Source organism: Mesorhizobium sp. M0500 (assembly GCF_040321165.1).
Classification (GTDB): domain Bacteria; phylum Pseudomonadota; class Alphaproteobacteria; order Rhizobiales; family Rhizobiaceae; genus Mesorhizobium.
Genome location: NZ_JAMYRB010000006.1, coordinates 41,364 through 64,555, shown reverse-complemented (window position 1 = coordinate 64,555; position 23,192 = coordinate 41,364). Strand labels below are relative to the sequence as shown.

The 23,192-nt window shown below is 63.4% G+C and carries 26 protein-coding genes; 17 read left to right on the top strand and 9 right to left on the bottom strand.

Going from position 1 to position 23,192, the window contains the following annotated elements:
* Window positions 1-116: 116 nt before the first annotated feature.
* The 4 genes from NKI70_RS13650 (at window position 117) to NKI70_RS13635 (ending at window position 3,631) form a co-directional block, all read left to right on the top strand.
* Window positions 117-1,025: a ribokinase gene (locus NKI70_RS13650; RefSeq protein WP_023675276.1), complete on the top strand. Its 909-nt coding sequence runs from the start codon at window positions 117-119 to the stop codon at window positions 1,023-1,025.
* A 6-nt stretch (window positions 1,026-1,031) separates the two neighbouring features.
* Entirely contained in the window at window positions 1,032-2,492 is a 1,461-nt protein-coding gene (locus tag NKI70_RS13645) for an amidase (protein WP_352698501.1), read from the top strand.
* Window positions 2,493-2,595: 103 nt separating this feature from the next.
* Window positions 2,596-3,210: a LysE family translocator gene (locus NKI70_RS13640; RefSeq protein ID WP_023675274.1), complete on the top strand. Its 615-nt coding sequence runs from the start codon at window positions 2,596-2,598 to the stop codon at window positions 3,208-3,210.
* A 52-nt stretch (window positions 3,211-3,262) separates the two neighbouring features.
* Window positions 3,263-3,631: a hypothetical protein gene (locus NKI70_RS13635; protein ID WP_245274634.1), complete on the top strand. Its 369-nt coding sequence runs from the start codon at window positions 3,263-3,265 to the stop codon at window positions 3,629-3,631.
* Window positions 3,632-4,122: 491 nt separating this feature from the next.
* On the opposite strand, the gene NKI70_RS13630 is transcribed toward NKI70_RS13635, so the two are convergent.
* Window positions 4,123-5,064, bottom strand: coding sequence for a nucleoside hydrolase (locus tag NKI70_RS13630; protein ID WP_352453985.1), 942 nt, complete (start codon window positions 5,062-5,064; stop codon window positions 4,123-4,125).
* A 144-nt stretch (window positions 5,065-5,208) separates the two neighbouring features.
* On the opposite strand from NKI70_RS13630, the gene NKI70_RS13625 reads away from it, so the two are divergent.
* Complete coding sequence (locus NKI70_RS13625; protein ID WP_352698497.1) at window positions 5,209-5,634, top strand: Hsp20 family protein; 426 nt, start codon at window positions 5,209-5,211, stop codon at window positions 5,632-5,634.
* Window positions 5,635-5,697: 63 nt separating this feature from the next.
* Complete coding sequence (locus NKI70_RS13620) at window positions 5,698-5,955, top strand: BQ00720 family protein (RefSeq protein ID WP_023675269.1); 258 nt, start codon at window positions 5,698-5,700, stop codon at window positions 5,953-5,955.
* A gap of 111 nt (window positions 5,956-6,066) precedes the next feature.
* Here NKI70_RS13620 and ptsN read toward each other — a convergent pair whose 3' ends face one another.
* The 6 genes from ptsN to lptC form a co-directional block, all read right to left on the bottom strand.
* Entirely contained in the window at window positions 6,067-6,531 is a 465-nt protein-coding gene (gene ptsN / locus NKI70_RS13615; RefSeq protein ID WP_023675268.1) for a PTS IIA-like nitrogen regulatory protein PtsN, read from the bottom strand.
* A 59-nt stretch (window positions 6,532-6,590) separates the two neighbouring features.
* Window positions 6,591-7,175, bottom strand: coding sequence for a ribosome hibernation-promoting factor, HPF/YfiA family (gene hpf, locus NKI70_RS13610; RefSeq protein WP_023675267.1), 585 nt, complete (start codon window positions 7,173-7,175; stop codon window positions 6,591-6,593).
* A gap of 291 nt (window positions 7,176-7,466) precedes the next feature.
* Window positions 7,467-8,993, bottom strand: coding sequence for an RNA polymerase factor sigma-54 (gene rpoN, locus NKI70_RS13605; RefSeq protein WP_352568225.1), 1,527 nt, complete (start codon window positions 8,991-8,993; stop codon window positions 7,467-7,469).
* 197 nt (window positions 8,994-9,190) lie between these two features.
* Complete coding sequence (gene lptB / locus NKI70_RS13600; protein WP_023675265.1) at window positions 9,191-10,009, bottom strand: LPS export ABC transporter ATP-binding protein; 819 nt, start codon at window positions 10,007-10,009, stop codon at window positions 9,191-9,193.
* Window positions 10,009-10,608 carry an LptA/OstA family protein gene (locus NKI70_RS13595; protein WP_023675264.1) on the bottom strand — a complete coding sequence of 200 codons (600 nt, stop codon included), beginning with the start codon at window positions 10,606-10,608 and terminating at the stop codon, window positions 10,009-10,011. The genes lptB and NKI70_RS13595 overlap by 1 nt, the downstream gene beginning before the upstream one ends.
* On the bottom strand, window positions 10,595-11,308 hold the full coding sequence (gene lptC, locus NKI70_RS13590) for an LPS export ABC transporter periplasmic protein LptC (protein ID WP_352568226.1): 714 nt from the start codon (window positions 11,306-11,308) through the stop codon (window positions 10,595-10,597). Before lptC ends, NKI70_RS13595 begins: the two co-directional genes overlap by 14 nt.
* A gap of 308 nt (window positions 11,309-11,616) precedes the next feature.
* On the opposite strand from lptC, the gene sppA reads away from it, so the two are divergent.
* From sppA to lhpI, 4 genes are all read left to right on the top strand, one after another.
* Complete coding sequence (gene sppA / locus NKI70_RS13585; protein ID WP_352568227.1) at window positions 11,617-12,573, top strand: signal peptide peptidase SppA; 957 nt, start codon at window positions 11,617-11,619, stop codon at window positions 12,571-12,573.
* 81 nt (window positions 12,574-12,654) lie between these two features.
* Window positions 12,655-12,939, top strand: coding sequence for an integration host factor subunit beta (locus tag NKI70_RS13580; protein ID WP_023675261.1), 285 nt, complete (start codon window positions 12,655-12,657; stop codon window positions 12,937-12,939).
* A 47-nt stretch (window positions 12,940-12,986) separates the two neighbouring features.
* Window positions 12,987-13,319 carry a LapA family protein gene (locus NKI70_RS13575; protein WP_023675260.1) on the top strand — a complete coding sequence of 111 codons (333 nt, stop codon included), beginning with the start codon at window positions 12,987-12,989 and terminating at the stop codon, window positions 13,317-13,319.
* A gap of 52 nt (window positions 13,320-13,371) precedes the next feature.
* On the top strand, window positions 13,372-14,340 hold the full coding sequence (gene lhpI, locus NKI70_RS13570) for a bifunctional Delta(1)-pyrroline-2-carboxylate/Delta(1)-piperideine-2-carboxylate reductase (RefSeq protein ID WP_352568228.1): 969 nt from the start codon (window positions 13,372-13,374) through the stop codon (window positions 14,338-14,340).
* Window positions 14,341-14,430: 90 nt separating this feature from the next.
* Here lhpI and NKI70_RS13565 read toward each other — a convergent pair whose 3' ends face one another.
* Together NKI70_RS13565 and NKI70_RS13560 are read right to left on the bottom strand one after the other, a co-directional pair.
* Window positions 14,431-14,799 (bottom strand): VOC family protein, encoded by a 369-nt coding sequence (locus NKI70_RS13565; protein WP_352568229.1) that lies wholly within the window; start codon window positions 14,797-14,799, stop codon window positions 14,431-14,433.
* Window positions 14,800-14,885: 86 nt separating this feature from the next.
* Window positions 14,886-15,569, bottom strand: a complete 684-nt coding sequence (locus NKI70_RS13560) for a helix-turn-helix transcriptional regulator (RefSeq protein ID WP_352468341.1) — start codon at window positions 15,567-15,569, stop codon at window positions 14,886-14,888.
* A gap of 121 nt (window positions 15,570-15,690) precedes the next feature.
* On the opposite strand from NKI70_RS13560, the gene NKI70_RS13555 reads away from it, so the two are divergent.
* The 7 genes from NKI70_RS13555 to olsB all read left to right on the top strand — a co-directional run bounded on the left by NKI70_RS13555 (window position 15,691) and on the right by olsB (window position 23,123).
* Window positions 15,691-16,254 carry a hypothetical protein gene (locus NKI70_RS13555; RefSeq protein WP_352698495.1) on the top strand — a complete coding sequence of 188 codons (564 nt, stop codon included), beginning with the start codon at window positions 15,691-15,693 and terminating at the stop codon, window positions 16,252-16,254.
* Window positions 16,251-17,312, top strand: coding sequence for an RsmD family RNA methyltransferase (locus NKI70_RS13550; RefSeq protein ID WP_352568231.1), 1,062 nt, complete (start codon window positions 16,251-16,253; stop codon window positions 17,310-17,312). The genes NKI70_RS13555 and NKI70_RS13550 overlap by 4 nt, the downstream gene beginning before the upstream one ends.
* On the top strand, window positions 17,313-18,176 hold the full coding sequence (locus NKI70_RS13545) for a TrmH family RNA methyltransferase (protein ID WP_352568233.1): 864 nt from the start codon (window positions 17,313-17,315) through the stop codon (window positions 18,174-18,176).
* 26 nt (window positions 18,177-18,202) lie between these two features.
* On the top strand, window positions 18,203-18,679 hold the full coding sequence (gene lspA / locus NKI70_RS13540; protein WP_352588495.1) for a signal peptidase II: 477 nt from the start codon (window positions 18,203-18,205) through the stop codon (window positions 18,677-18,679).
* Between the two features lie 51 nt (window positions 18,680-18,730).
* A complete protein-coding gene (gene acuI, locus NKI70_RS13535) occupies window positions 18,731-19,720 on the top strand; it encodes an acrylyl-CoA reductase (NADPH) (protein ID WP_352698492.1) in 990 nt (329 codons plus the stop codon).
* Between the two features lie 88 nt (window positions 19,721-19,808).
* On the top strand, window positions 19,809-22,097 hold the full coding sequence (locus NKI70_RS13530; RefSeq protein ID WP_352698490.1) for a PAS domain-containing hybrid sensor histidine kinase/response regulator: 2,289 nt from the start codon (window positions 19,809-19,811) through the stop codon (window positions 22,095-22,097).
* Window positions 22,098-22,247: 150 nt separating this feature from the next.
* A complete protein-coding gene (olsB, locus tag NKI70_RS13525) occupies window positions 22,248-23,123 on the top strand; it encodes a l-ornithine N(alpha)-acyltransferase (protein ID WP_352724692.1) in 876 nt (291 codons plus the stop codon).
* Window positions 23,124-23,192 lie beyond the last annotated feature (69 nt).

The following is a 23,192-nucleotide window of genomic DNA, read 5'->3' as shown; positions in this document are numbered from 1 at the left end:
TAGCCAACGAATGGAAACGACACGAGCGATGCAAGGACCGCTAGGGTGACAAGCAGCGATCTTACGGAGTAGCTTCCCGCGCAATTAGAGTGGTATGCGCTAGCGGGAGGCATTTCTTGATCGTTGTCATCGGCTCCATCAATCTCGATCTCATCGCAAGTGTCGACCGCTTGCCCGGTCCCGGCGAGACCGTGCGCGGCTCCGGTTTCGCTACTGCCCCCGGCGGCAAGGGCGCCAACCAGGCGCTGGCCGCCGCCCGCGCCGGCGCCAAGGTGCGCATGGTCGGCGCGGTCGGCAAGGACAGCTTCGCCAGCGACGCTCTGGCGCTGCTGCGCGACGGCAAGATCGACCTGTCCGGCGTCGGCGAGACCTTTGCCTCGACCGGTACCGCGTTGATCATGGTCGGCGCCGACGGCGAGAACGTGATCGCCGTTGTGCCGGGCGCCAATGATTCGGTCGTGCCGGGTGACCTTTCCAAGGCCTTCCTGAAAAACGGCGACGTCGTGCTGCTGCAACTGGAGATCCCGCTGCAGACCGTCGAGGCAGCACTCGACGCGGCAAGGACAGCCGGCGCGATCACAGTGCTCAACACCGCACCTTTCCATGGCGACGCGGCCGGCTTCCTCGGCAAGGCCGACTATCTCGTCGCCAACGAAACCGAGTTCGACCTCTATGGCGAGGCGCTGTCGTTGAATGGCCGCGACCGCCCGGCACGGATGCGCGACTATGCCGCGAGAACCGGCCGCACCATCGTCGTCACGCTTGGCTCGGACGGCGTTCTGGCGGCTACGCCGGACGATCTCCTGATGGTTCCGGCGCTGAAGATCAGTCCGCTCGATACGGTCGGCGCCGGCGACACGTTCTGCGGCTATTTTGCAGCCGGGCTGGCAGCCGGCCTGCCGCTCGACCAGGCGCTTGCCCGCGCTGCCGCAGCCGGTTCGCTGGCCTGCCTGAAGGCCGGTGCACAGCCGGCCATCCCGCTGGCCAGGGACGTCGATGCCGCCCTGCAGAAATCTGCAGGCTAAAGCGGGATGACAGCCATGCGCCCGACGACGAAGCACGCGGTGCCGCCCGCCGGCGACATCTGCCGCCTGTCTGCCGTGGAGCTTGCCGGGAAGATCAGGCGCCGGCAGCTTTCGGTGCGCGAAGTGGTCGCGGCATGCCTCGACAGGATCGAGGCGGTGAACCCGCTGGTCAACGCTATCGTTTCACTGCGTGAGCGTGCCGACATCCTGCGCGAGGCCGACAGCGCTGACGCTCATCTGGCGCGAGGAGGAGATACCGGATCGCTGTTCGGCCTGCCGATCGCGATCAAGGATCTTGCGCTGACAAAAGGCCTGAGAACCGCCTTCGGCTCGCCGATCTTCGCCGATTTTGTGCCTGAGGAAGACGACTTCTTCGTCGAGCGCGTCCGCAAGGCCGGCGCGATCATCATCGGCAAGACCAACGTTCCCGAATTCGGGCTCGGCTCCAACACCTACAACACCGTGTTCGGACAGACGCTCAACGCATTTGACCCGGCGCTGACCGCCGGCGGCTCGAGCGGCGGTGCGGCGGTCGCGCTGGCGCTCGACATGGTTCCCGTTGCCGATGGCAGCGATTTTGGCGGTTCCCTGCGCAATCCCGCTGCCTACAACAATGTCTATGGCTTCCGTCCATCGCAGGGATTGGTGCCGGCCGGCCCTGACCTTGATGTGTTTCTTGCGCAAATGGGCGTCGAAGGGCCGATGGGGCGTAACGTGCGTGACATGGCGTTGCTGCTCGACGTTCAGGCCGGCTATCATCCTCGCGCGCCGCTGTCGCATGATAAGCCAGGCTCGTTCCTCGAAGGGCTGGAAGCACCGGCGGCCGGCGGGCGCATCGCCTGGCTCGGCGATCTTAACGGCCATCTGCCGGTTGAAGCAGGCATTCTACAGCTTTGCGAGGCAGCACTCGGCCGGTTCGCGGATGTATCCTTCGAGGCCGAGCCGCTGATGCCGGAATTCGACTTCGAAGCGCTGTGGCAAGCCTTTGTAACGCTTCGCCAGGCGAGCAGCGGTTGTGCACTCAAGGCGCATTACGACGATCTCCTGAAACGAAGTCTGCTGAAGCCGGAGGCCGTTTGGGAGGTGGAACATGCACTGCGCCTCACCGCGCCGCAGATCCACGCCGCCACGGTGAGGCGCTCGTCCTGGCATCGAATGCTGCTGTCGCTCTTCGAGCGTTTCGACCTGATTGCGCTGCCAGCCGCACAGGTCTTTCCCTTCGATGTCGTCACCCACTGGCCAAGGGAAGTGGCCGGGCGTGCCATGGACAGCTATCACCGCTGGATGCAGGTCTCAGCGCTCGCCACGCTGGGCGGCTGCCCGGCGGTCAACGTACCGGCGGGCTTCGACGCCAGGGGCCGGCCAATGGGCATGCAATTGATCGGGCGGCCGCGCGGTGACCTCTCCGTGCTGAGGGCGGCTGCCGCCTATGAGGCAACGCTGCCATGGCAGGCCGGCGCCTGCTGAAATCAGCTCCGTATTGTCGGCGCCTCGCCGACTTGCACGCAACTCATCGCCATGCATTGATCGCGACAGCGCGCCGCACGAGCGGCATCTGTGGAGGGAAAAAATGTCGCTGGAACTCTACGCCACCTATGTCGTCGCCTGCATCGTCATCATCCTGGTGCCGGGGCCGACGGTGACGCTGATCATTGCCAACAGCATCCGCCACGGCTCGCGCGCCGGGCTCGCCAATGTCGCCGGCACCCAGGCCGGGCTGGCCATCATGATCGCCATTGTCGGCATCGGGCTGACCTCGCTGATCGCCGGCATGGGCCACTGGTTCGAATGGGTCCGGCTGATCGGCGCCGCTTACCTGATCTGGATGGGCGTGCAGATGTTCCGCTCGAAAGGCAAGCTTAACGCCGACGGATCGGCAAAAAAGCCGCGTGGCGGCTTCTTTTTGCAGGGGCTGCTGGTGGCGATCAGCAATCCAAAGACGCTGGTGTTCTTCGGCGCCTTCTTTCCGCAGTTCATCGCGCCTGAAGGCAATTACGCACTACAGATCGGCGTCATGGGTCTCACCGCGATGATCTTCGCCGCAGTCTCGGATTCGACCTACGCGCTGGCCGCCGGCCGCGCAGGGCGTCTGCTGTCGGCCGGCCGCGTCAAGCTCTTGTCGAGGATCAGCGGCAGCTTCCTGGTCGGCGGCGGCCTGTGGCTGGCGTTTTCCAAGGCGAAGTAACGGCCGCGAGCCCGGCGACGCCAACAGCAACATCCTGGAATAGGAAGGCCGATTGAAAGTCGGCCTTCAGGCCACCACATGGATCAACAGTTGGGGATTCATGTCTATGCCGTGGACTTACGCGGATTTGAAAAGGAACGCGTTTGGCGTGATCCTGTCCATCGCTTTGTTCGCGGCGATGGTTCCGTCGGCTCTGAACAAATGGGCGAATGACGCAAGTCCGATCCGGTCGGTCGACCCGGTCGATGCAACGATCAAAAGTGGACAGGGTAAAGGGCGCAATATCCAATATCTGCTGGTCCTTGAGAACGGTTCGACGGTCCTCGTTTACGACGACCTCCCGCATCTGATCGGCTCGCGCGTCGGCATCGAGCGCGTCACGCGCGACAATGGCTTCGTCTTTTACCGGTTTGCAAATTGAACGACGATCGATTCGATAGGCTGTTTTCAAAGGTGAAGCGAGTGACATGGCTTTTTCGGGGAATCGCTCTTGAACAAAGCCCCTATGCTACTCAACTCTAAGGTATGGGGCCGACAAATATTTCTCTTAGAACCCGCATTCTTTTGCTTCGGGAAGAGTTTCGCGACAGAGTTGTTGGCATCACAATCTTGTGCGCGCTCGCTCTCGCGATCGCTGTGCCGATTGTAACTAGGCAGAACAGTCCGATCACTGGCACACAACTCGTAGGAGGCACCGTCGAAGATGTTGCGACGATGCCTCTAAATCCGAAAGGTTCCGTCGGACATGGACTTTATTATAGATATGAAGTCCGCCTCCATGACGGCAACGCTCGGATATTTGTCGATGGTGAGGTGGAAACACCCCACATGATCGGATCGGAAGTATCGATCGAAGAACAGCAACGCCAGGACGGTACCACCACCTACCGCCTGCTCAACTACTGAGCAGCCCTAAAGCCGCCCCAGCCTTTCCAGCAACAGCGCGAAAAACGCATCATGGTCGATGTCGCGCATCACCATGGCGTTCTTCGGCCGCTTGGTCACCCCCCACCAGTCGATCACCGTCATGCCCATGGTGAGCTCCGAGGCGGTTTCCACGCTGACATTGCAATTGCGACCCTTGAACAGCTTCGGCTTCAGCAGATACGCGATCACGCAAGGATCGTGCAGCGGGCCGCCGTCGGTACCGTATTTCTCCTCGTCGAAACGTTCGAAGAATTCCAGCATGTCCGCGGTGGCCGTGCCGACCCTGGTGCCGAGCTTGCGGAAGGCCTTCGTGCGCTTGGCGGTGGTCAGCGCCTTGTGGGTGACGTCCAGCGGCATCATCACGATCGGAATGCCGGATTTGAACACGACATCGGCGGCATGCGGATCGACATAGATGTTGAACTCGGCGGTCGGCGTGACGTTGCCGCCCTCGAAGAAGCCGCCGCCCATCAGCACGATTTCCTTGATGCGCGGCGCGATTTTCGGCTCGCGGATCAGCGCCAACGCAATGTTGGTGAGCGGCCCGAGCGCGCAAAGCGTGATCGTGCCGCTCTCCTCCCTCATCAGCGTCTCGACTATGAAATCGACCGCATACTCTTCCTGCAGTTTCATCTTTGGTTCGGGCAGTTGCGGCCCGTTGAGGCCGGTCTTGCCATGCACTTCCTCGGCGGTGACCAGTTCGCGCGCCAGCGGCCGGATGGCGCCTGCATAGACCTTGACGTCCGGCCGGCCGGCCAGCTCGCAGATCTTGCGGGCGTTTTTTTCGGTAAGTTTCAACGGCACGTTGCCGGCCACCGCGGTGATGCCGACGATCTCCAGCTCGGCGCTGCCGAGCGCCAGCAATATGGCGACGGCATCGTCCTGGCCGGGGTCAGTGTCGATGATGATCCTGCGGGATTGGGGCATTTCAATTCCTTGTTTTGGCAAGTCTTTTTGGGCGGGACGTGTGACGGCTTGAAGTCTGCCGGGCGGCGGACCATATCAAGACCATCGGGAAAAATGCCATCCGGGTTTTTCCACTTTATGTCGCTCTTGAGAGGACACTGTAACATGAGCCGAATGACGCCTTTTTCCAGCCCGCTTCTCCTCGGTTTCGATTCCATGGAAAAGACGCTGGAGCGCTTGGCAAAGTCCGGTGACAGCTATCCTCCCTACAACATCGAGCGCCTCAGCGGTGCCGACGGCAAAACCGGAAGGCTGCGTATCACGCTCGCCGTCGCCGGTTTCGCGGAAAGCGATCTCGATGTCACAACGGAGGAGAACCAGTTGGTCGTGCGCGGCCGTCAGAACGACGACACCGAGCGCGAATTTCTCCACCGCGGCATCGCCGCGCGCCAGTTCCAGCGCTGTTTCGTGCTGGCCGACGGCATGCGGGTGATTGCGGCGGAATTGAAGAACGGCCTTCTGTCGATCGATCTCGATCGGCCGGAATCCGAACGGCTGGTACGAAAAATAAACATATCGGTGAAAGACTGATTTTTGCCGATAGCTCTCATGCGGGATGGCCTTGAGCGGCGTCTCGCGGCAAGGAGGCTTGAAATGACCAGAACTAACGAGAATATCATCATGACCAGCGGCGAATTCGCCCATCTCGGCGAAGGTTCGGTCGCCTATCTCAGGAAAGTGTCGAGCGACGATCTGCGCGGCCGTTTCCCGGGCCTCGGCGAAATCGCGCCGGGTCTGGAACTGTGGGCCCTGTTTGCCGCTAATGGCCAGCCGATCCTGCTTTCGGACGCTCGCGACCGGGCACTGGCTGGCGCGCTGGAAAACGATCTGACCCCGGTCGCTATCCACTAACGTCGCTATCCACCAACATTGGCGCCATCGACTGACAAATACGGCGCAGCGATCTGGCTGGAAACGGACAGGGCCGCTCACGGCGGCCCTTCAAAGGATTTAATCAAAACCTCAAGCGGCGTGCGAGGCCTGCGTGTCCGACAGCAGCGCATGGATGGCCACGGCGTCGCGCGTGCCCCTGATCTTGGCAACCGTGTCGGCGTCGCGCAGCACCCGCGCGATGCGCGACAGCGCCTTGAGGTGGTCGGCGCCGGCACCTTCGGGAGCCAAAAGCAGAAACACCAGGTCGACCGGCTGATCATCGAGGGCCTCGAAGTCCACCGGTGTCTCCAGCCGGGCAAAAACGCCGGCGATCCGCTTCACCCCAGCCAGCTTGCCGTGCGGAATGGCGATGCCGTTGCCGACGCCGGTGGAGCCGAGCCGCTCGCGTTGCAGGATGGTGTCGAACACCTCTCGCTCCGGAATGCCGGAAATTGCCGCCGCCCTTTCGGACAGCAATTGCAGCAGCTGCTTTTTGGAGTTCGCCTTCAACGCCGGCATGATTGCCGGAACGCTGACGAGATCGCTCAGATCCATGCTTGAAATCCCTTGTTCGCCTGCCGTCGCCAGTCCCCACGCTCGCGTGCGGCTGGTCTTTACCCCTGCGCGACCTTGGCCGTGGACGGGTCGATCCAGCCGATATTCCCGTCCGGCCGGCGATAGACGATGTTGAGATGGTCATTTCCGGCATTGCGGAAGACCAGGACCGGGCTGTCCTTGGTGTCGAGTTCGATCACCGCTGACGCCACCGACATGGTCCGCAGCGTCATAGTCGATTCGGCGACGATGGCCGGCGCGAAATTCTCCGGTATGTCCTCCTCGTCGTCGGCAAGCGGCGCCATCACCGTATAGGCGACGTCGGTGAGCTCGCCGTTGCTATTGCCTGAATTGTGCGACTTCAGCCGGCGCTTGTAGCGCCTGAGGCGCGTTTCCAGACGGTCTGCCGCGGTATCGAAGGCAAGCGTTGGATCCTGGGCATCGCCGGTCGCCTGCAGCGAAGCACCGGAGTCCAGCCGGATCATGCAATCGGCCGTGTAGCGCGACCCCGATTTGACGACTACGATTTGCCCTGAAAAGCCCCGATCGAAATATTTCCCGATCACTTCCCCGACACGGTCGTTGATGCGCGTACGGAACGCATCGCCGATATCCATGTGTTTTCCCGATATGCGCAGTGTCATCTGAAAACTGACCTTCCTTGCTCAGGCTTCAAACTGTCCCGAGTTTATACTCGTGGTCCGCGCGCACAAGCTTTTGCGGCGTCACTTGCGCCGATTTTAGATCCGAACTTTCCGGTTGATCACAAGCCGCCTTCTTGGCCGTCCCGTGGCCTACGTCGTGACGGACCATCTCTCGTGCGGGCATCGGCGAACTCAAATCCACTCGCCAGCCCGTCTCATGCGGGCGGGCTTCTAGCCACTTCGTCGCCGCTTGTCAATGAAGGGCGAAAGCTGTGGAAATTCCGCCGGAGATCAACGGCCGGCGCTGGCCAAAGCGCGTTTTTCGCGCCGCCGCTGCACCGAAGAGGGTATGTTCATGCCTTCCCGGTATTTGGCCACCGTGCGCCTGGCGATGTCGACGCCGCTTTCCCGCAGCATGTCCACGATGGCATCGTCGGAAAGCACATCGATGGCTTTCTCCTCGTCGATCAGCTGCTTTATGCGGTCGCGCACCGCTTCCGACGAATGCGCATCGCCGCCACCTGACGAAGCGATCGAGGCGGTGAAGAAATAGCGCAGCTCGAACACACCGCGCGGCGTCAGCATGTATTTGTTTGCCGTGACCCGGCTGACCGTTGATTCGTGCATGCCGATGGCGTCCGCCACCGTGCGCAGGTTGAGCGGCTTCAGGTGCCGCACGCCGTGGACGAGAAAAGCGTCCTGCTGGCGCACGATCTCAGAGGCCACCTTGAGAATGGTCTTCGCCCGCTGGTCGAGGCTGCGCGTGAGCCAGTTGGCGTTCTGCAGGCATTCGGCAAGGAAATCCTTTTCCGCCTGGTTTTTCGCATGTGGCGTGACCTGGGCGAAATAGATGTGATCGACCAGCACGCGCGGCAGCGTCTCGGCATTGAGCTCGACCGTCCAGCTGCCGTCATTGGCTGCACGCACCTCGACGTCGGCCACGATCGCATCGCTGGCACCGCGCGAAAACGCCATTCCAGGCCGCGGGTCGAGCGCCCGGATCTCGGCCAGCATGTCGAGCAGATCCTCCTCGTCGACGCCGCAAATCCGCTTCAGCGTCTGGAAATCGCGCCGTGCCAGGAGTTCGAGATTGGCGATCAGCACCTTCATCGCCGGATCGAGCCGGTCGCGCACGGCCAGCTGCAGCAACAGGCATTCGGCGAGGTCGCGGGCGAATATGCCGGCTGGCTCAAATGTCTGGCAGACCGCCAGGACCGGTGCCATCGCCGTGGCGTCCGTGCCGAGGCGGGCGGCGATCTCGGCCATGTCGGCACGCATGTAGCCGGCCTCGTCGAGGCCGTCGGCAAGCTCGCCGGCGATCAGGCACGCCGCCGGATCAGCAAAGGCGAGCGCCACCTGCTCGCCGACATGGTCGCGCAGCGTGATGGCCGCCGCCGCCATATCCGCGACGTCGAAGCCGTCGGAGGAAGAGGTGGAACCGTTGCCGGACGCCGATTTCCATTGTGCCGTCAGGTCGGGCCCGAGCCGCTCGCTCGTACCAGGATCGTCAGGAAACAGGTTTTCCAGCGACGTATCGAGCTTTTCCGAGATCGCCTCGGCGCTCCACGCCGTTTCCGCCTCGAACCAGTCGCCGTCGGCAGCCGGTTCCGATGCGGCGTCGCCCTTCTGCGCCTGGTCGCTGGCGGCGTCCTCCTGCGGTTCGGCGCGTTCCAGCAGGGGATTGCGTTCGATCTCGTCGTCGATGAAGCGTTCCAGCTCGAGATGGGTGAACTGCAGCAGGCGGATCGACTGCATCAGCTGCGGCGTCATCACCAGCGACTGCGACTGTCGTAGCTGTAGTTTTGCCGCCAACGCCATGGTTCGGTTTCAAACGCTCCGTCTACGCACCCGCACTGCTGGAAGGAATTTTCCAGGCCAGCATAGAAACTGGCCCGGCTTTTGCTTGTCAAGGCGAGGAGCGGTAAAACTCGCCTGTCGGAGCGTTTTCAGGCAGAAAATTGAAGAAAAAGCTGCTGGACCACGCCGGAAATCCCGCTCGAGCCGGAATTTCGCACTTAGAGCGTAAATCCCTCGCCGAGATAAAGCCGCCGCACATCGGCATTTGCGACCACTTCGTCGGCTCGACCATGGGTCAGCACCTGGCCGGCATGGATGATGTAGGCGCGGTCGATCAGGCCAAGTGTCTCGCGGACATTGTGGTCGGTGATCAGAACGCCGATGCCACGTGCCGTCAAGTGGCGCACGAGCTGCTGGATGTCGGCGACGGCGATCGGATCGATGCCGGCGAAAGGTTCGTCGAGCAACATGTAGGCGGGGCGGGTTGCCAAGGCGCGGGCAATTTCGAGGCGTCGCCGCTCACCGCCGGAGAGCGACAGCGACGGAGCCTTGCGCAGATGGCTGATGTGAAATTCCTCGAGCAATTCGTCGAGCAGGCGCTCACGCTCCTTGCGGCTCTTTTCGACCACTTCGAGCACGGCCCGGATGTTTTGCTCGACATTCAGGCCGCGAAAAATCGAGGCTTCCTGCGGCAGATAGCCGATGCCGAGACGGGCGCGGCGATACATCGGCATCGACGTGACGTCGAAACCGTCGATTTCGATCGTGCCTTCATCGACCGGCACCAGGCCGGTTACCATGTAGAAACAGGTCGTCTTGCCGGCGCCGTTGGGGCCGAGCAGCCCAACCGCCTCGCCGGCGCGCACGCCCAGCGTCACGCCGCTGACGACTTTGCGGCCCTTGTAGCTTTTGGTCAGCCCCTTGGCGATCAAGGTTCCCTTGAACTTTGCCGCTTCGACGGTGACCCTGGCCGGTGCCGCAAGTTGGCTGGCGGCGCGCCCTGGAAGACGCGCCAGCAGCGACGATATGCCGGTCATCAGGGTTTCGCTGCTCCAGACTTCGCCGGCGGCGTGATCGACATCATGACGCGGCCGCCGCAGGCGTCGACCTGGGCAAGGCCGCTCTTCATCTGCACAGTGAGCTTGCAGCCGACAAGCACGTTGTCGCCTTGCGAGAGCACGACCTTGCTGCCCGAAAGCACCAGCACTTCGGTCTTCATGTCGAAAGTGCCGCGGTCGCCGGTGGCAACCTGATTGTCCGATTTGATGTAGACCTTATCGTCGACCTCGAGATGGTCGATGTTGGCGGATCCGGTCATTGCCGCGGCACCCGCCGGCTGGGCGCTTTTGGCGGCGCCTGCATCCCTGACGTAATAGACCGTCATTTTGCCGGCCTTGAGCACAGTTGGACCCTGGACGACGTTGACGTTGCCGGTGAAGACGGCAACGCTTTCCGCTTGGCGCACCTCGAGCTTGTCGCTTTCGATCTGGATCGGCTTGTCGCCCGACAGCCTGAGGCCGGACATTTGGCTGGTGGCCTTGGACTGCGCCAGCGACGGCGCCGTCCCCAAGGTCAGCCCCAAGGTTAGCAACGCCGAAATCGCGGCGAGGCGCCGTGCCGAACTACTGAACCGCATTGGTCTCTCCGCTCTTTGCCTCTGCCGCCTTCAAACTGGCGGGATCGATGTCGACGCGCACCTTGTTCTCGAAAACCAGGACCTTGCCATTGTCCTGGACCGACATCGAATCCGCCCTGATCCGCGACCCGCCGCGGCTGACATCGACGGGCTCGCTTGTCTTCATAGTGCCTTCGCCCATGTCGAGATAGACTGATTTGAATTTTGCCACCACACCATCCGTCGTCGACACGGTCACATCGCTGGTCAGGCTGAGCGTGTTGCCGTCGCGATCGTAGGTGCCGTGCGTGGCGTTGATGGCGGCCGTGTTGTCGGCCGCAATCGGCAGCTTGGCCTTGATGCCTTCCAGATCGATGATGCCCTGTTTGCTGACGTCCTGTATGGCGCGCAGGGCCGTCATCGAATAGGGCAGGTCCTGCTTGGTGAAGCCGTTGAGCTTGGGATTGGCCATCACCAGCTTGCCATCGGCAAAGGCGCCGCCGTCGGCCTGCACCTCGATTGCAGCGGGAGCCATGAGATAGGAATAGACCGGAAACGCGACCGCAATCACGGCAGCGACCAGCGGCACGGCCAGCTTGAGGATACGGACCCGGCGCGAATGACGCTGCGCAACGTCAAACGCGTCGACCCGCGCCCGGCCTGCGGCCTTGGGAGCCAACTCCGTCTCGGTGTTGGTCGGTTCGATTGGTCCCGCTAACATGACTGCTTCTTCTAAACCCCTGCCCGCCAGGCCGCCCTATAGGTGGGGTGCCGGCGCCCTCAAGCAAGCACAAGCCGAGGAAAACCGCAAAAATGTGACAGCCGCCCCTGTACAATGAAAATGGCCCCAGCGCAGCCTGTACCTCATACCAGATATGGGCGCACAGTGTTAGAGCCTGTAGAACGTGACAGGTTGAGGCTTGCCGCGAATGCCTAAGACGGCCTTTGGCGCAAGGCCGTCAGGAAACGGTAGCCGGGCGCGAATGGTTGCTTTAAAAGCATCTGCTCCCACCGACTACGAGGCTGACCATGGCATTGAGAGCCGACGACCTGATCGACCGCCGCCGCTTGCGCCGCAAGCTGACATTCTGGCGTGTTGCGGCGATTATCGTCGCAGCAGCCGGACTGATCGCCTTCTCGGCATGGATCTATGGTGACGACTTCACCGGCGCGGCTGTCGACCACATCGCCAAGGTCAAGATCGAAGGTACCATCACCGAAGACGAAGAACTGATCAAGCGGCTGGAGGCAATCCGTCAGTCGCCGCGCGTCAAGGCTGTGATCCTGTCGATCGATTCACCCGGCGGCACCACCGTCGGTGGCGAGTCGATCTATGAGGCAGTGCGCAAGCTCGCCGCCGACAAGCCGGTGGTGGCCGAGGTCGGCACGCTCGCGGCTTCGGCGGGCTATATGATCGCCACCGCGGCCGACCATATTGTCGCACGCAAATCCTCGATCGTCGGCTCGATCGGCGTGCTGATCCAGTACCCGGACGTCAGCGGCCTCATGGACAAGCTCGGCGTCAAGCTGGAGGAGGTGAAATCCTCGCCCTTGAAGGCCTCGCCTTCTCCCTTCAAGCCGACCAATGACGATGAGCGCGCCATGGTCCGCAAGCTCATCCTCGACAGCTACGACTGGTTCGTCGGCATCGTCGCCGAGCGCCGCAACATGACCAAGCCGGAGGCGCTGGCGCTCGCAGACGGGTCGATCTTCACCGGCCGGCAGGCGGTCACCAACAGATTGATCGACGCGGTCGGCGGCGAGGCCGAAGCAATCGACTGGCTTGCAGGCAAGGGTGTCGATGCCAAGCTCAAGGTGGTGGAATGGAAGGACACGGAAAAACGTGGTGGTTTCCTGTTCTCCAAGGCGATGGCGCAGACCGTCGGTGCTGCGCTTGGCCTGCCCGGCCATGGCGGCGACGTCCTTCACGAAATTGGAGCGGACCGCTTGTTTCTTGACGGTCTCGTTTCCGTCTGGCACCCTTGAGGAACCGCTTGGGACGAGTGAAAAACCAAATAAAATCATTCTGATAATTTCGGCGGCACTGCTTTTACGGGGAGCCTTTTCATGATCAAATCCGAACTTGTGCAGATCATCGCCACGCGTAATCCGCATCTTTTCCTGCGCGACGTCGAAAACATTGTCAGCGCCATCTTCGATGAAATCACCGACGCGCTTGCCGAGGGCAACCGGGTCGAGTTGCGCGGCTTCGGCGCGTTTTCGGTGAAAAACCGCCCTGCCCGTACCGGCCGCAACCCGCGCACCGGCGAATCCGTAGAGGTCGAGGAGAAATGGGTACCGTTCTTCAAGACCGGCAAGGAATTGCGTGAAAGGCTGAACGGAGGCAAATAGGCGCGGCGCCCGCCACCGCTCCCGCCTTTTCTTCCGAACGGAAAAACATGTTCAATCGCTTTCTCCTCATCGTGGTTTTCGTGCCGCTGGCCGTCATCCTGATTGCGTTGGCCGTCGCCAACCGCGAACCGGTCGCCTTCACGCTCGATCCGTTCAACCCCGGCAATCCGGCGCTGACGCTGACCATGCCGCTCTTCATTTTCCTATTCCTGGCGCTGGCCATCGGCATGATCGTCGGCAGCCTGGCTACCTGGACCAAGCAGGGCCGCTACCGCAAGCTGGCGCGCCAGCGCGGCGCCGAGGCAGAGAACCTGCGCCAGGCGGTCAGCCGCGCGCCCACCGCGTCGCAGGGCCCAGCCTTGCCGAAGCCGACGAACTGAGCCGCGGCTCGGGCCTGAAGCACAACCGGCCTAGTTCTCCACGGAGCCTTTCATGCTGACCATTTCCGCCGCCGAGGTCGACCGCGCGCTGACCTTTTCCGGGCTGGTCGAGACGTTGCGCGCCGCTTTTCGCGATGGCGCCGTGCAGCCGGTCAGGCACCATCACACGGTTGAGCGGCCCGATGGCGCCGCCTCGACGCTGCTTTTGATGCCGGCCTGGACCGACTTCAACGCAGCCGGCACCTCGGCCGATGGCCATATCGGCGTCAAGATCGTCACCGTGTCGCCCGACAACAATGCCGTCGGCAAGCCCGCGGTGATGGGGCTTTACCTGTTGCTCGACGGCGCCACCGGCGAGCCTCAGGCCTTGATCGATGGCCAGCGGCTGACACAGTGGCGCACGGCCTGTGCGTCGGCGCTGGCCGCCTCCTATCTGGCCCGCGCGGACGCATCGCGGCTGCTGATAGTGGGCGCCGGCGCGCTGTCGCCGTTCCTTGCAAAGGCGCATTCGGCGGTACGTCCGATCAAGAACATCCGCATCTGGAACCGCACGCCGGCCAACGCCGAAAAGGTCGCGGCAAGATTGCGTGCCGAGGGTTTTGCGGCCGAAGCAGCAGGCGATCTCGACGCCGAACTCGGAAAGGCCGATATCGTGTCGTCGGCGACCATCACCACCATGCCACTGATCAAGGGCGCACTCTTGAATCCCGGCGCCCATGTCGATCTGGTTGGCGGCTTCACGCCGGCGATGCGCGAAAGCGACGACGACGCGATTGCACGCGCCCGGGTCTATGTCGACACCCGCGCCGGCGCCACCAAGGAGGCAGGCGATATCGTCCAGCCGCTGGCCTCCGGCGTTCTGAAGCCGGAAGCCATCGTCGCCGATCTCTATGAACTGGCGCGCGGCCAGAAAAAAGGCCGGCAGAACGACGATGACATCACGCTGTTCAAGTCGGTCGGCGCGGCCCTCGAGGACCTCGCCGCCGGCATTGCCGTGTATCGGGCAAGTGTAGGGCAGTAGGGCAGTAGGGCAGTAGGGCAGTAGGAAACCGTGCTAATCGTGCGGCGCCGCGCCTAGTGCTACTTTGCTCTCGCCTACTGCCCTACTGCCCTACTGCCTTTGCCAATAAACCCGCAGCCGGTGGCTGTCGGGATCAAGCGCGACGAAGGTGCGGCCGAAATCCATGTCGGTCGGCGTCTGCAGAATTTTCAGCCCGCGGCCGGCCCACTCGGCATGGGTGGCGTCGACGGCACCCGGCGTGTCCAGCGCAAAGACGATCTCGGCGCCACCGCCTGCTGCCGCGGCGGCCGGTTCCACGGTGTGACGCGACCAGAGGCCGAGCTTGAAGCCGTTGTCGAGCACGAACAGCACGAAGGTCGGCGAGGTCTCGACCGGCTGCCGCCCAAGCAGCGCGCTGTAGAAGGCGCCGCTTTGCTCAGGCTTGTCGACAAAGAGGATGACGAAATTGGGCGGTGTCATGAATTGCTCTCCAGATGGTTTCGACTGGAGGAGCATACCGTACGCCACTGCCAGATTCTGGCAGCAGTCTCAACTGAGCAGCAGCCTTAGCTTGGCGTGTCGAGCGTCGCCCGCCATTCTTTGAGCAGCACCTGACGGCGACGCGGATAGCGCATCTCGGTGGCATTGAGGCCGGATATCCGGTCGGCGCGAAAGTGCCTGAAATCCTGGCGCATCTCGCACCAGGCCGCGACGACGCGCACCTTGTCGAAGAAGCCGAGTGCGAACGGCCAGACGGTGCGCTCGGAGGCAGCGCCGCCGGCGTCGCGATAGACAAAGCTCAGCTTGCGCTCCTCGCGGATGGCCTGCCGCACCACGCCGAGATCGATGCCTTCGGTGACCTCGGTGCGCGACCCGACCAACAGCGTCGAGGCGTCGAGCTCTTCGCGCAAATCGTCCGGCAGCACCGCGGCGATCTTGGCCAGCGCGTCGGTGGCGGCGTTCGCAAGCCGCCAGTCCGGCTGCTTGGCCACCCAGCGCGAACCGAGCACGATCGCCTCGATCTCCTCATCGGTGAACATCAAGGGCGGCAGCATGAAACCGGGCCTGAGCACGTAACCCAACCCCGCCTCGCCCTCGATCGGCGCGCCCTGCCCCTGCAGCGTGGCGATATCGCGATAGAGCGTGCGGATCGACACACCCATTTCGCCCGCAAGGCTGCGGCCGCTGACCGGCCGGCGATGCCGGCGCAGGATCTGGATCAGGTCGAGCAGGCGTTCAGCACGGGACATGAATCATGACCTAGTTTCAATCACGATAGAGCCCCAGCACTTTCGGCGGCAAGCGACATGGTGGCGGACGGGAACGTCTGCGCCCTGACGCCGTTGTCTGGCCATTATGGATATACGCGGGTTGCTGTTGTTCTGGTCGGTTTTGACCGCCATCGTCGCTGCGCTCAGCCTCGGACCATCCTTCGCCCATGTGCTGGAATCGGTGCCGCGGCTGACCAGATGGCCGCCTTCGCTCTGGCGTGAAACCACTGTCTTCAACGCTCAGTTCCAATTCTTCGCGATTGTCGGCGCACCGCTGGACGTGGCCGCGATCGCCTGTCCGGGGCTTCTCGCCTGGATGCTGCGCAGCGACCGCCCGGCATTCTGGTGGATTTTGGCCGCCACCGTGCTTTTATCTGATGGCCCTCGTGGCGTGGTTTACCCTGGTCAAACCGGCAAACGATGTCCTGGCCACCTGGGTGCCTGGACCGATCCCGGACAATTTCGAAAGTATCCGGAGCAGCTGGGAAACCGGCCATATGGTCGTCACCGGCTTCAAGGCCGTTGGTTTCATAGCGCTCGCAGTCGGCCTGCTGTCGATCAGGCGCGGCTGATCCGGTTGCACACGTCGGCAGCCCTTTTGTTGCGCCGGTCAATGTGCTGTGGCAGAAGCGGCGAGCCGCCTTCCGGAGATGCGCCTTCTTGAAACCTTTTCGCGACAAACGCCGCGACAGCCGCCCGCCCGCGAAGGGCGGGGCGGAGCAGCCGCGGCGGCGCGACGCCGGCCTGACCGCCGGTTCGGAGCCTAAACTGCAGGACCGGTCCGAGCCGAAAGCCGCGCCGCGCCCTCTATCCCGCCGCGATGGCGCGCTGCCTGCCGAACATCTGCCGCTGATCCTCGAGGTCGGCGCCAATCAGGACTACGCGCTGCTCGACAGCGGCGCCGGAGAGAAACTCGAGCAATACGGCCCCTACCGCATCGTTCGGCCGGAGGGCCAGGCGATCTGGCAAAAGGCTTTGCCGGCCAGGGACTGGGAGCGCGCCGACGCCATTTTCACCGGCGATACCGACGAGGAAGGCATCGGCCGCTGGCGCTTCCCCAAGACGCCACTCGGCGAGACCTGGCCGATGAAGCATGACGGCATAGATTATCTCGGCCGCTTCACTTCGTTTCGCCATGTCGGCGTCTTTCCCGAGCAGGCCTCGCACTGGGACCACATGGCCGGACTGATCGCGGCGGCAAAACGGCCGGTGAAGGTGTTGAACCTGTTCGGTTACACCGGCCTTGCCTCCTTGGTGGCGGCGCGTGCCGGCGCCGAGGTCACCCACGTCGATGCTTCCAAGAAGGCGATCGGGTGGGCGCGCGAAAACCAGGAAATGGCGGGCTTGTCGCAAAAGCCGATCCGCTGGATCGTCGACGATGCCGTGAAATTCGCCGAACGCGAGGAGCGCCGCGGCAGCCGTTACGACATCATCCTGTTCGACCCGCCCGCCTATGGCCGCGGACCGAAAGGCGAGGTCTGGCAGCTGTTCGAGGACCTGCCGGCGCTGACCGATATCTGCCGCGCGATCCTGACGCCGAAGCCGCTCGCCGTGGTACTGACCGCCTATTCGATCCGCGCCTCTTTTTTCGCCATCCATGCCCTGATGCGCGACACCTTCGCCGGCATGGGCGGCACGGTCGAGTCGGGTGAATTGATCATCCGCGAGAAATCTGCCGGTCGGGCGCTTTCGACCTCGCTGTTCTCACGCTGGGTGGCCTGAATGAGTGCGTACGAACGGCACGCGGGCGCGCCAGGGCAGGTGAAGGAAGTCACCAGCCTCGCCAACCCGCTGGTCAAGGCCATCAAGGCGCTCGCGCTGAAGAAATTCCGTGACCAGCAGAATGCCTTCATGGCCGAAGGCCTGAAGTTGGTCATCGACGCGCTCGATCTCGGCTGGTCGATCAGGACATTGGTCTTCGCCAAGGCCGGACGTGGCAATACGGCGGTTGAAAAGATCGCGGCGCGCACGGTCGCCGCCGGCGGCACCGTCCTTGAAGTTTCGGAAAAAGTGCTGGTCGCCATCACCCGCCGCGACAATCCGCAAATGGTCGTCGGCGTGTTCTCGCAGAAATTCCTGCCGTTGAAGGACATCCGCGTCCGTGACGGCGACGTCTGGGTGGCGCTCGACCGCGTCCGCGACCCCGGCAATCTCGGCACCGTCATCCGCACGGTCGACGCTGTCGGGGCCAGGGGCGTCATCTTGGTCGGCGAGACCACCGATCCCTTTTCGGTCGAAACGGTGCGCGCCACCATGGGCTCGATTTTCGCCGTGCCGGTCGCCAAGGCGTCGCCCGAAGCTTTTCTCGCCTGGCGAAAGAGCTTTCCCGGCCTCGTCGCCGGCACCCATCTGAAGGGTGCGGTCGACTACCGCTCGGTCGATTTTTCAAAAGGCCCGGTGCTTTTGATGATGGGTAACGAGCAGCAAGGCCTGCCTGACGAGCTTGCCGCAAACTGCGACAAACTGCTGCGGATACCGCAGGCCGGCCGCGCCGATTCGCTCAACCTTGCGGTGGCCACCGGCGTCATGCTGTTCGAGATCCGGCGCGGCGCGCTGAAGCTCGGCCCGGAGGATGCCCGATCGTGACGTCCCAAACCGTGAAACTGCAAACTATGAAGTCCTGGAGCCCCTACGCTTTTCTGGTTGTCGCCGCGATAGCGCTCGACCAGTGGCTGAAATATCTGGTCGAGACCGGCCTTGCCTTTCAGGAAAAGCTCGATCTCCTGCCTTTCCTGGCGCTGTACCGCACCTACAACACCGGCATCGCGTTTTCGCTGTTTTCGTCCTTCGGCGACACCGGCCTGGTGGTCGTCGCGGTTGTGGTGGTCGCTTTCGTGCTCTACCTTGCGGCCCGCACGCCGCCGGGCCACCTGCTTGCCCGCATCGGCTTCGCGCTGATCGTCGGCGGCGCGCTCGGCAATCTGATCGACCGCGCTATCTACGGTCATGTCATCGACTATATTCTGTTTCACACGCCGGTCTGGTCCTTCGCGATCTTCAACCTCGCCGATGCCTTCATTTCGGTCGGTGCCGTGCTGGTCGTCTTCGACGAACTCATTGGCTGGCGGCGCGGAGCGTCGAGCGATTGACCTCACTCGCCTGGCGCCGCACATTCTGATCTGCAAGCCCGAGGAGAAAAAATGCCCGAAACCTTCAAAGCCATCCTCGTTTCGCGTGACGCCGAGAAAAACCAGTCAGTCGCGGTGACCGAGCTTACCGAGGCAGACCTGATGGAGGGCGACGTCACCGTCGCGGTCGAGGCGACGACGGTGAACTACAAGGACGGTCTTGCAATTACCGGCAAGGCGCCGGTAATCCGCCGCTGGCCGCTGGTGCCGGGCATCGATTTCGCCGGCACCGTCATCTCGTCTTCCAATCCTGACTGGCGCAAGGGTGAAAAGGTCATATTGAACGGCTGGGGCGTCGGCGAGACGCATTTCGGCGCCTTTGCAGGGCGCGCTCGCGTCAAGGGCGACTGGCTGGTGCCGTTGCCGGACGGCATGAGCCCGCATGATGCGATGGCGGTCGGCACCGCCGGCTACACCGCCATGCTTTGCGTCATCGCGCTGGAGCGCCACGGCATCGTGCCCGACCGCGGCCCGGTGGTGGTGACGGGCGCTGCCGGTGGCGTCGGCTCGGTCGCGGTCTCGATCCTGTCCAGCCTCGGCTATCACGTCATCGCCTCGACCGGCCGCGCTGCCGAAAGTCCCTATCTGATCGACCTCGGCGCCGCGGAAGTGATTTCACGCGACGAGCTCACCCAGCCGGCAAAACCGCTCGCCAAGGAACGCTGGGCCGGCGGCGTCGATGCGGTCGGCAGTCACACGCTGGCCAACGTTCTGTCGATGACCTCCTATGGCGGCGCCGTCGCCGCTTGCGGCCTCGCCGGCGGCATGGACCTGCCGGCAAGCGTCGCCCCCTTCATCCTGCGCGGCGTCTCGCTGCTCGGCATCGATTCGGTGATGGCGCCGAAGGCGGTCCGCCTCGAGGCCTGGCGCCGCATCGGCGCCGATCTTGACCACGCAAAGCTTGCCAGCCTGTCGACGAGCATCGGCTTCGACGGCATCATCGGCGCCGCGCATGACATCGTCGAGGGCAAGATCCGCGGCCGCGTGGTGGTGGATATGTGAGCCCCCAAGGGATAAAAAAGAGCGTGACCGCTAAAATTCGAGCGATCAACCACAACCTTCGATAAGCTCTCTCTGGCAGGAGTTCCGTATGATTGCGGAACCCGGCATCAGAGAGGCGGAACCAGCCGAACGGGCCGACGGGACGGCCCCCGCGGCGCCAGGACGGCAGCTTGTCGACGCGCCACCGCTGGCGCCGGAACTGCCGGCCTCCAACCGCGAAGGCCTGCCCTTCCTGACGCTCGTCGCCATCGTCGTGCTGGCAGGCTTTTCGCATCTGACCGGGGCGCCGATCTTCATCACCATCGGCCTTTTGGCGACAGCCATCGCCGGGCTCGCCATGCATCTGCGCAACAGGCGCACCGAGCGCCGCGCGGTGGCCCTGCTCGATGCCACGACCGCCCGCAGCCGCGCCGAAATCGAGACGCTGGCCGACCGCATGTGGGAGATGCAGGAGAGCGAGGAGCGCTTTCGCGGGCTGATCGATGCACTCGGCGATCTCGTCGTCCATCGTGACCGCGACGGCCACATTGTCTACGCCAACAAGGTTTTCGCCGACCTTGTCGAAACCGACCAGCGCGACCTTGCCGGCAAGACCCTGGCCGAACTAGGCATCGATGTCGGCATCGTCCCCGACGCCGCGTTTTCCGACCATGAATGCCTGAGTTCCACCGACGTCGCCATTCGCACGCCGGACGGCCCACGCTGGTTCTCTTGGATCGAGCTGTCGGTGCGCGACAAGGACAGCGGCGCCGTTTCGCATCGCGCCATCGCCCGCGACATCACCGCTCGCAAGCGCGCCGAATCCTCGCTGATCACCGCCCGCGAGCGGGCCGAATATGCGAGCCAGGCCAAATCGCGCTTCCTCGCCACCGTCAGCCACGAGATCCGCACTCCGATGAACGGCATCATGGGCATGGCCCGGCTTCTCGCCGACACCAGCCTTTCGCCCGAGCAGCGGACCTATGTCGGCGCCATCTCGACCTCGGCCAGCGCGCTGCTGGCGCTGATCGAGGACCTGCTCGATTACTCGAAGATCGAGGCCGGCCGCTTCGATCCCGAACCGCAGCCGATGTCGGTGCGTGAGATCGCCGACAACGTCATCGAACTCTTGGCGGCGCGGGCTTTTGCCAAGGATATCGGCCTCGGCTGCCATGTCGAACCCGACGTGCCGCAGCTGATCACCGCCGACCCCGGCAGGGTCAGGCAGGTGCTGCTCAATCTCATCGGCAACGCCGTCAAGTTCACCGACAGCGGCGGCGTCCTGGCAAGCATCGCCCGCGTCCGCACCGAAACCACCGACCGCATCCGCTTCACCATCGCTGATACCGGCCCCGGTCTGCGCGAGGAGGACATGGAGCGCATCTTCGAGGACTTCGAACAGGCTGACGGCACCTCGACCCGTGCGCATGGCGGTGCCGGCCTCGGTCTCGCCATTTCCAAGCGCCTGGTGACCGCCATGGGCGGCACTATCTCTGTGTCGAGCCGGCTTGGCCAGGGGTCCGAATTCGTCTTCGATATTCCCGCTATTTCCGCCGTCGAGGCGCCGCAGATCCGCCAGGACGCGCTGTCGGGCCGGCATGCGGTGATCGTGTCGAAGAACCTGGTCGAGGCCGAAGCCCTCGCCCGCACCATTCGCGCCAATGGCGGCACGGTCGATCTGGCCACCGCCGCCGCCCAGGCCACCGCTTTCGCCGAGGGCTGTGACGTGCTTCTGATCGATGCTGCCATGGAGCAAAGCGACGGCAGGCTGCTCAGGCGCCTGCGCCAGAGCGGATTTGCCGATTGCGAGGCAGTGACGCTGATCGCGCCGACCGACCGCGGCATGCTTGGCGAGTTCCGTGCCAATGGTTACGCCACCTTCCTTGCGAGGCCGGTGCGCGGCGAGACATTGCTGCGCGTGCTTTTGACCAGCCATGCACCGGTCATCGCCGAGCCGCAACTGCAAAGGCGCGGCGCGCAGGCGGGGCACGCCATTGGCGCCCGCCAGCAGGGCCTGTCGGTGCTGATCGCCGAGGACAACGACATCAACGCCATGCTGGCCCGCGCCACGCTGCTGAAGGCCGGGCATCGCGTGAAAGTGGTCGGCAACGGCAAGGCCGCGGTCGAGGCGGTCATCAGCACCGGCCACAAGCACCGCTACGACGTGGTGCTGATGGACTTGCACATGCCTGTCATGGACGGTCTGGACGCCATCGCCGCCATCCGCCGCCATGAGGAGGAGACCGCGGTGCCGCCGGTGCCGATCATGGTGCTGTCGGCCGACAGCCAGGAAAAGACCCGCCACGCCGTGCTCGCTCACGGTGCCAGCGGCTTCGTCACCAAGCCGCTCGACCCCGATGCCCTGGTTCATGCGGTCGAAGGGCAAGCGGCCGCCTGAGGCACAACATAGACGGTTGATAGATTGCCCAGCCGACGAAGTATTGCCCGCAGAGCCGTATCACGGTACTGTCACAATCCTGTTGCACTCTACACCGTATCCCCGTGCCAAGAGGGATGGCTCGAAGGAGAATCACTCGTGCATACAGTCATGCCGGAATGTGATGCTCGGCCGAACGCCAGCGGGCCTTTGCTCGTCGGCCGGAACGCCGATGCCGTCATAAAAGGCGCATCGCTCGGCCGCATCGGCAATCTCGAAGTGCGGCTCGCCCGCAACGAGGCCGAGATCGCTGCCGCGCAGGAAGTGCGCTACCGGGTGTTCTACGACGAGCTTGGCGCCAGGAAGGACCTGTTTCAGATGCAGGACCGCCGCGATGCCGACCGCTTCGATCCCGTCTGCGATCATCTGCTGGTCTTCGATACTTCGCTTTCCGGCCCCGAGCATCGCCGCATCGTCGGCACCTACCGCCTGCTGCGGCAGGAGATTGCCGCGGCCGCCGGCGGTTTCTATTCCGAAGGTGAATTCGAGCTGACCAAGCTGATCGCGCGGCATCCCGGCCAGCGCTTCCTCGAGCTCGGCCGCTCCTGCGTTCTGCCGGAATACCGCTCGAAGCGCACCATCGAGGCGCTGTGGCAAGGCATCTGGGCCTACATCAACCACTACGGCATCGGCGTGATGACCGGCTGCGCGTCGTTCCACGGCACCGTGCCTGCGGCACATGCGGAGGCGCTGACCTATCTCGCCCACCACTCCCGGACGAATTCATCCTGGGACGTGCGCGCCGTCGCCGGGCGCTATTGTTCCATGGATCTGATGCCGATCGAGGCCGTCAATACCAAGGCGGCGATCGCCGCGATGCCGCCGCTGGTCAAGGGCTATCTGCGCGTCGGCGCGCGCATCGGCGACGGTTGCGTCATTGATCGTGAATTCTCGACGGTCGACGTGTTCGTGGTTATGCCGGTCAAGGAGATCGGTGCCCGCTACGTCAATTATTATGGCGGAGAAGCGCAGCGGTTTGCGGCCTGAAGTAGTGAATAGTGAATAGTGAATAGAACATAGCACTGACTGCTGGAGCAGCAATTGGCTACTCACTAC

Coding starts and splice junctions, on each gene's coding strand:
- NKI70_RS13580 (WP_023675261.1), top strand. CDS start 12,655: ATGATCAAATCCGAACTTGTGCAGATCATCGCCACGCGTAATCCGCAT.
- NKI70_RS13645 (WP_352698501.1), top strand. CDS start 1,032: ATGACAGCCATGCGCCCGACGACGAAGCACGCGGTGCCGCCCGCCGGC.
- NKI70_RS13545 (WP_352568233.1), top strand. CDS start 17,313: ATGAGTGCGTACGAACGGCACGCGGGCGCGCCAGGGCAGGTGAAGGAA.
- acuI (WP_352698492.1), top strand. CDS start 18,731: ATGCCCGAAACCTTCAAAGCCATCCTCGTTTCGCGTGACGCCGAGAAA.
- NKI70_RS13530 (WP_352698490.1), top strand. CDS start 19,809: ATGATTGCGGAACCCGGCATCAGAGAGGCGGAACCAGCCGAACGGGCC.
- hpf (WP_023675267.1), bottom strand. CDS start 7,175: ATGACACTGCGCATATCGGGAAAACACATGGATATCGGCGATGCGTTC.
- lhpI (WP_352568228.1), top strand. CDS start 13,372: ATGCTGACCATTTCCGCCGCCGAGGTCGACCGCGCGCTGACCTTTTCC.
- lptB (WP_023675265.1), bottom strand. CDS start 10,009: ATGACCGGCATATCGTCGCTGCTGGCGCGTCTTCCAGGGCGCGCCGCC.
- NKI70_RS13640 (WP_023675274.1), top strand. CDS start 2,596: ATGTCGCTGGAACTCTACGCCACCTATGTCGTCGCCTGCATCGTCATC.
- ptsN (WP_023675268.1), bottom strand. CDS start 6,531: ATGGATCTGAGCGATCTCGTCAGCGTTCCGGCAATCATGCCGGCGTTG.
- lptC (WP_352568226.1), bottom strand. CDS start 11,308: ATGTTAGCGGGACCAATCGAACCGACCAACACCGAGACGGAGTTGGCT.
- rpoN (WP_352568225.1), bottom strand. CDS start 8,993: ATGGCGTTGGCGGCAAAACTACAGCTACGACAGTCGCAGTCGCTGGTG.
- NKI70_RS13575 (WP_023675260.1), top strand. CDS start 12,987: ATGTTCAATCGCTTTCTCCTCATCGTGGTTTTCGTGCCGCTGGCCGTC.
- NKI70_RS13625 (WP_352698497.1), top strand. CDS start 5,209: ATGAGCCGAATGACGCCTTTTTCCAGCCCGCTTCTCCTCGGTTTCGAT.
- NKI70_RS13560 (WP_352468341.1), bottom strand. CDS start 15,569: ATGTCCCGTGCTGAACGCCTGCTCGACCTGATCCAGATCCTGCGCCGG.
- NKI70_RS13620 (WP_023675269.1), top strand. CDS start 5,698: ATGACCAGAACTAACGAGAATATCATCATGACCAGCGGCGAATTCGCC.
- olsB (WP_352724692.1), top strand. CDS start 22,248: ATGCCGGAATGTGATGCTCGGCCGAACGCCAGCGGGCCTTTGCTCGTC.
- NKI70_RS13595 (WP_023675264.1), bottom strand. CDS start 10,608: ATGCGGTTCAGTAGTTCGGCACGGCGCCTCGCCGCGATTTCGGCGTTG.
- NKI70_RS13565 (WP_352568229.1), bottom strand. CDS start 14,799: ATGACACCGCCCAATTTCGTCATCCTCTTTGTCGACAAGCCTGAGCAA.
- sppA (WP_352568227.1), top strand. CDS start 11,617: ATGGCATTGAGAGCCGACGACCTGATCGACCGCCGCCGCTTGCGCCGC.
- lspA (WP_352588495.1), top strand. CDS start 18,203: ATGAAGTCCTGGAGCCCCTACGCTTTTCTGGTTGTCGCCGCGATAGCG.
- NKI70_RS13630 (WP_352453985.1), bottom strand. CDS start 5,064: ATGCCCCAATCCCGCAGGATCATCATCGACACTGACCCCGGCCAGGAC.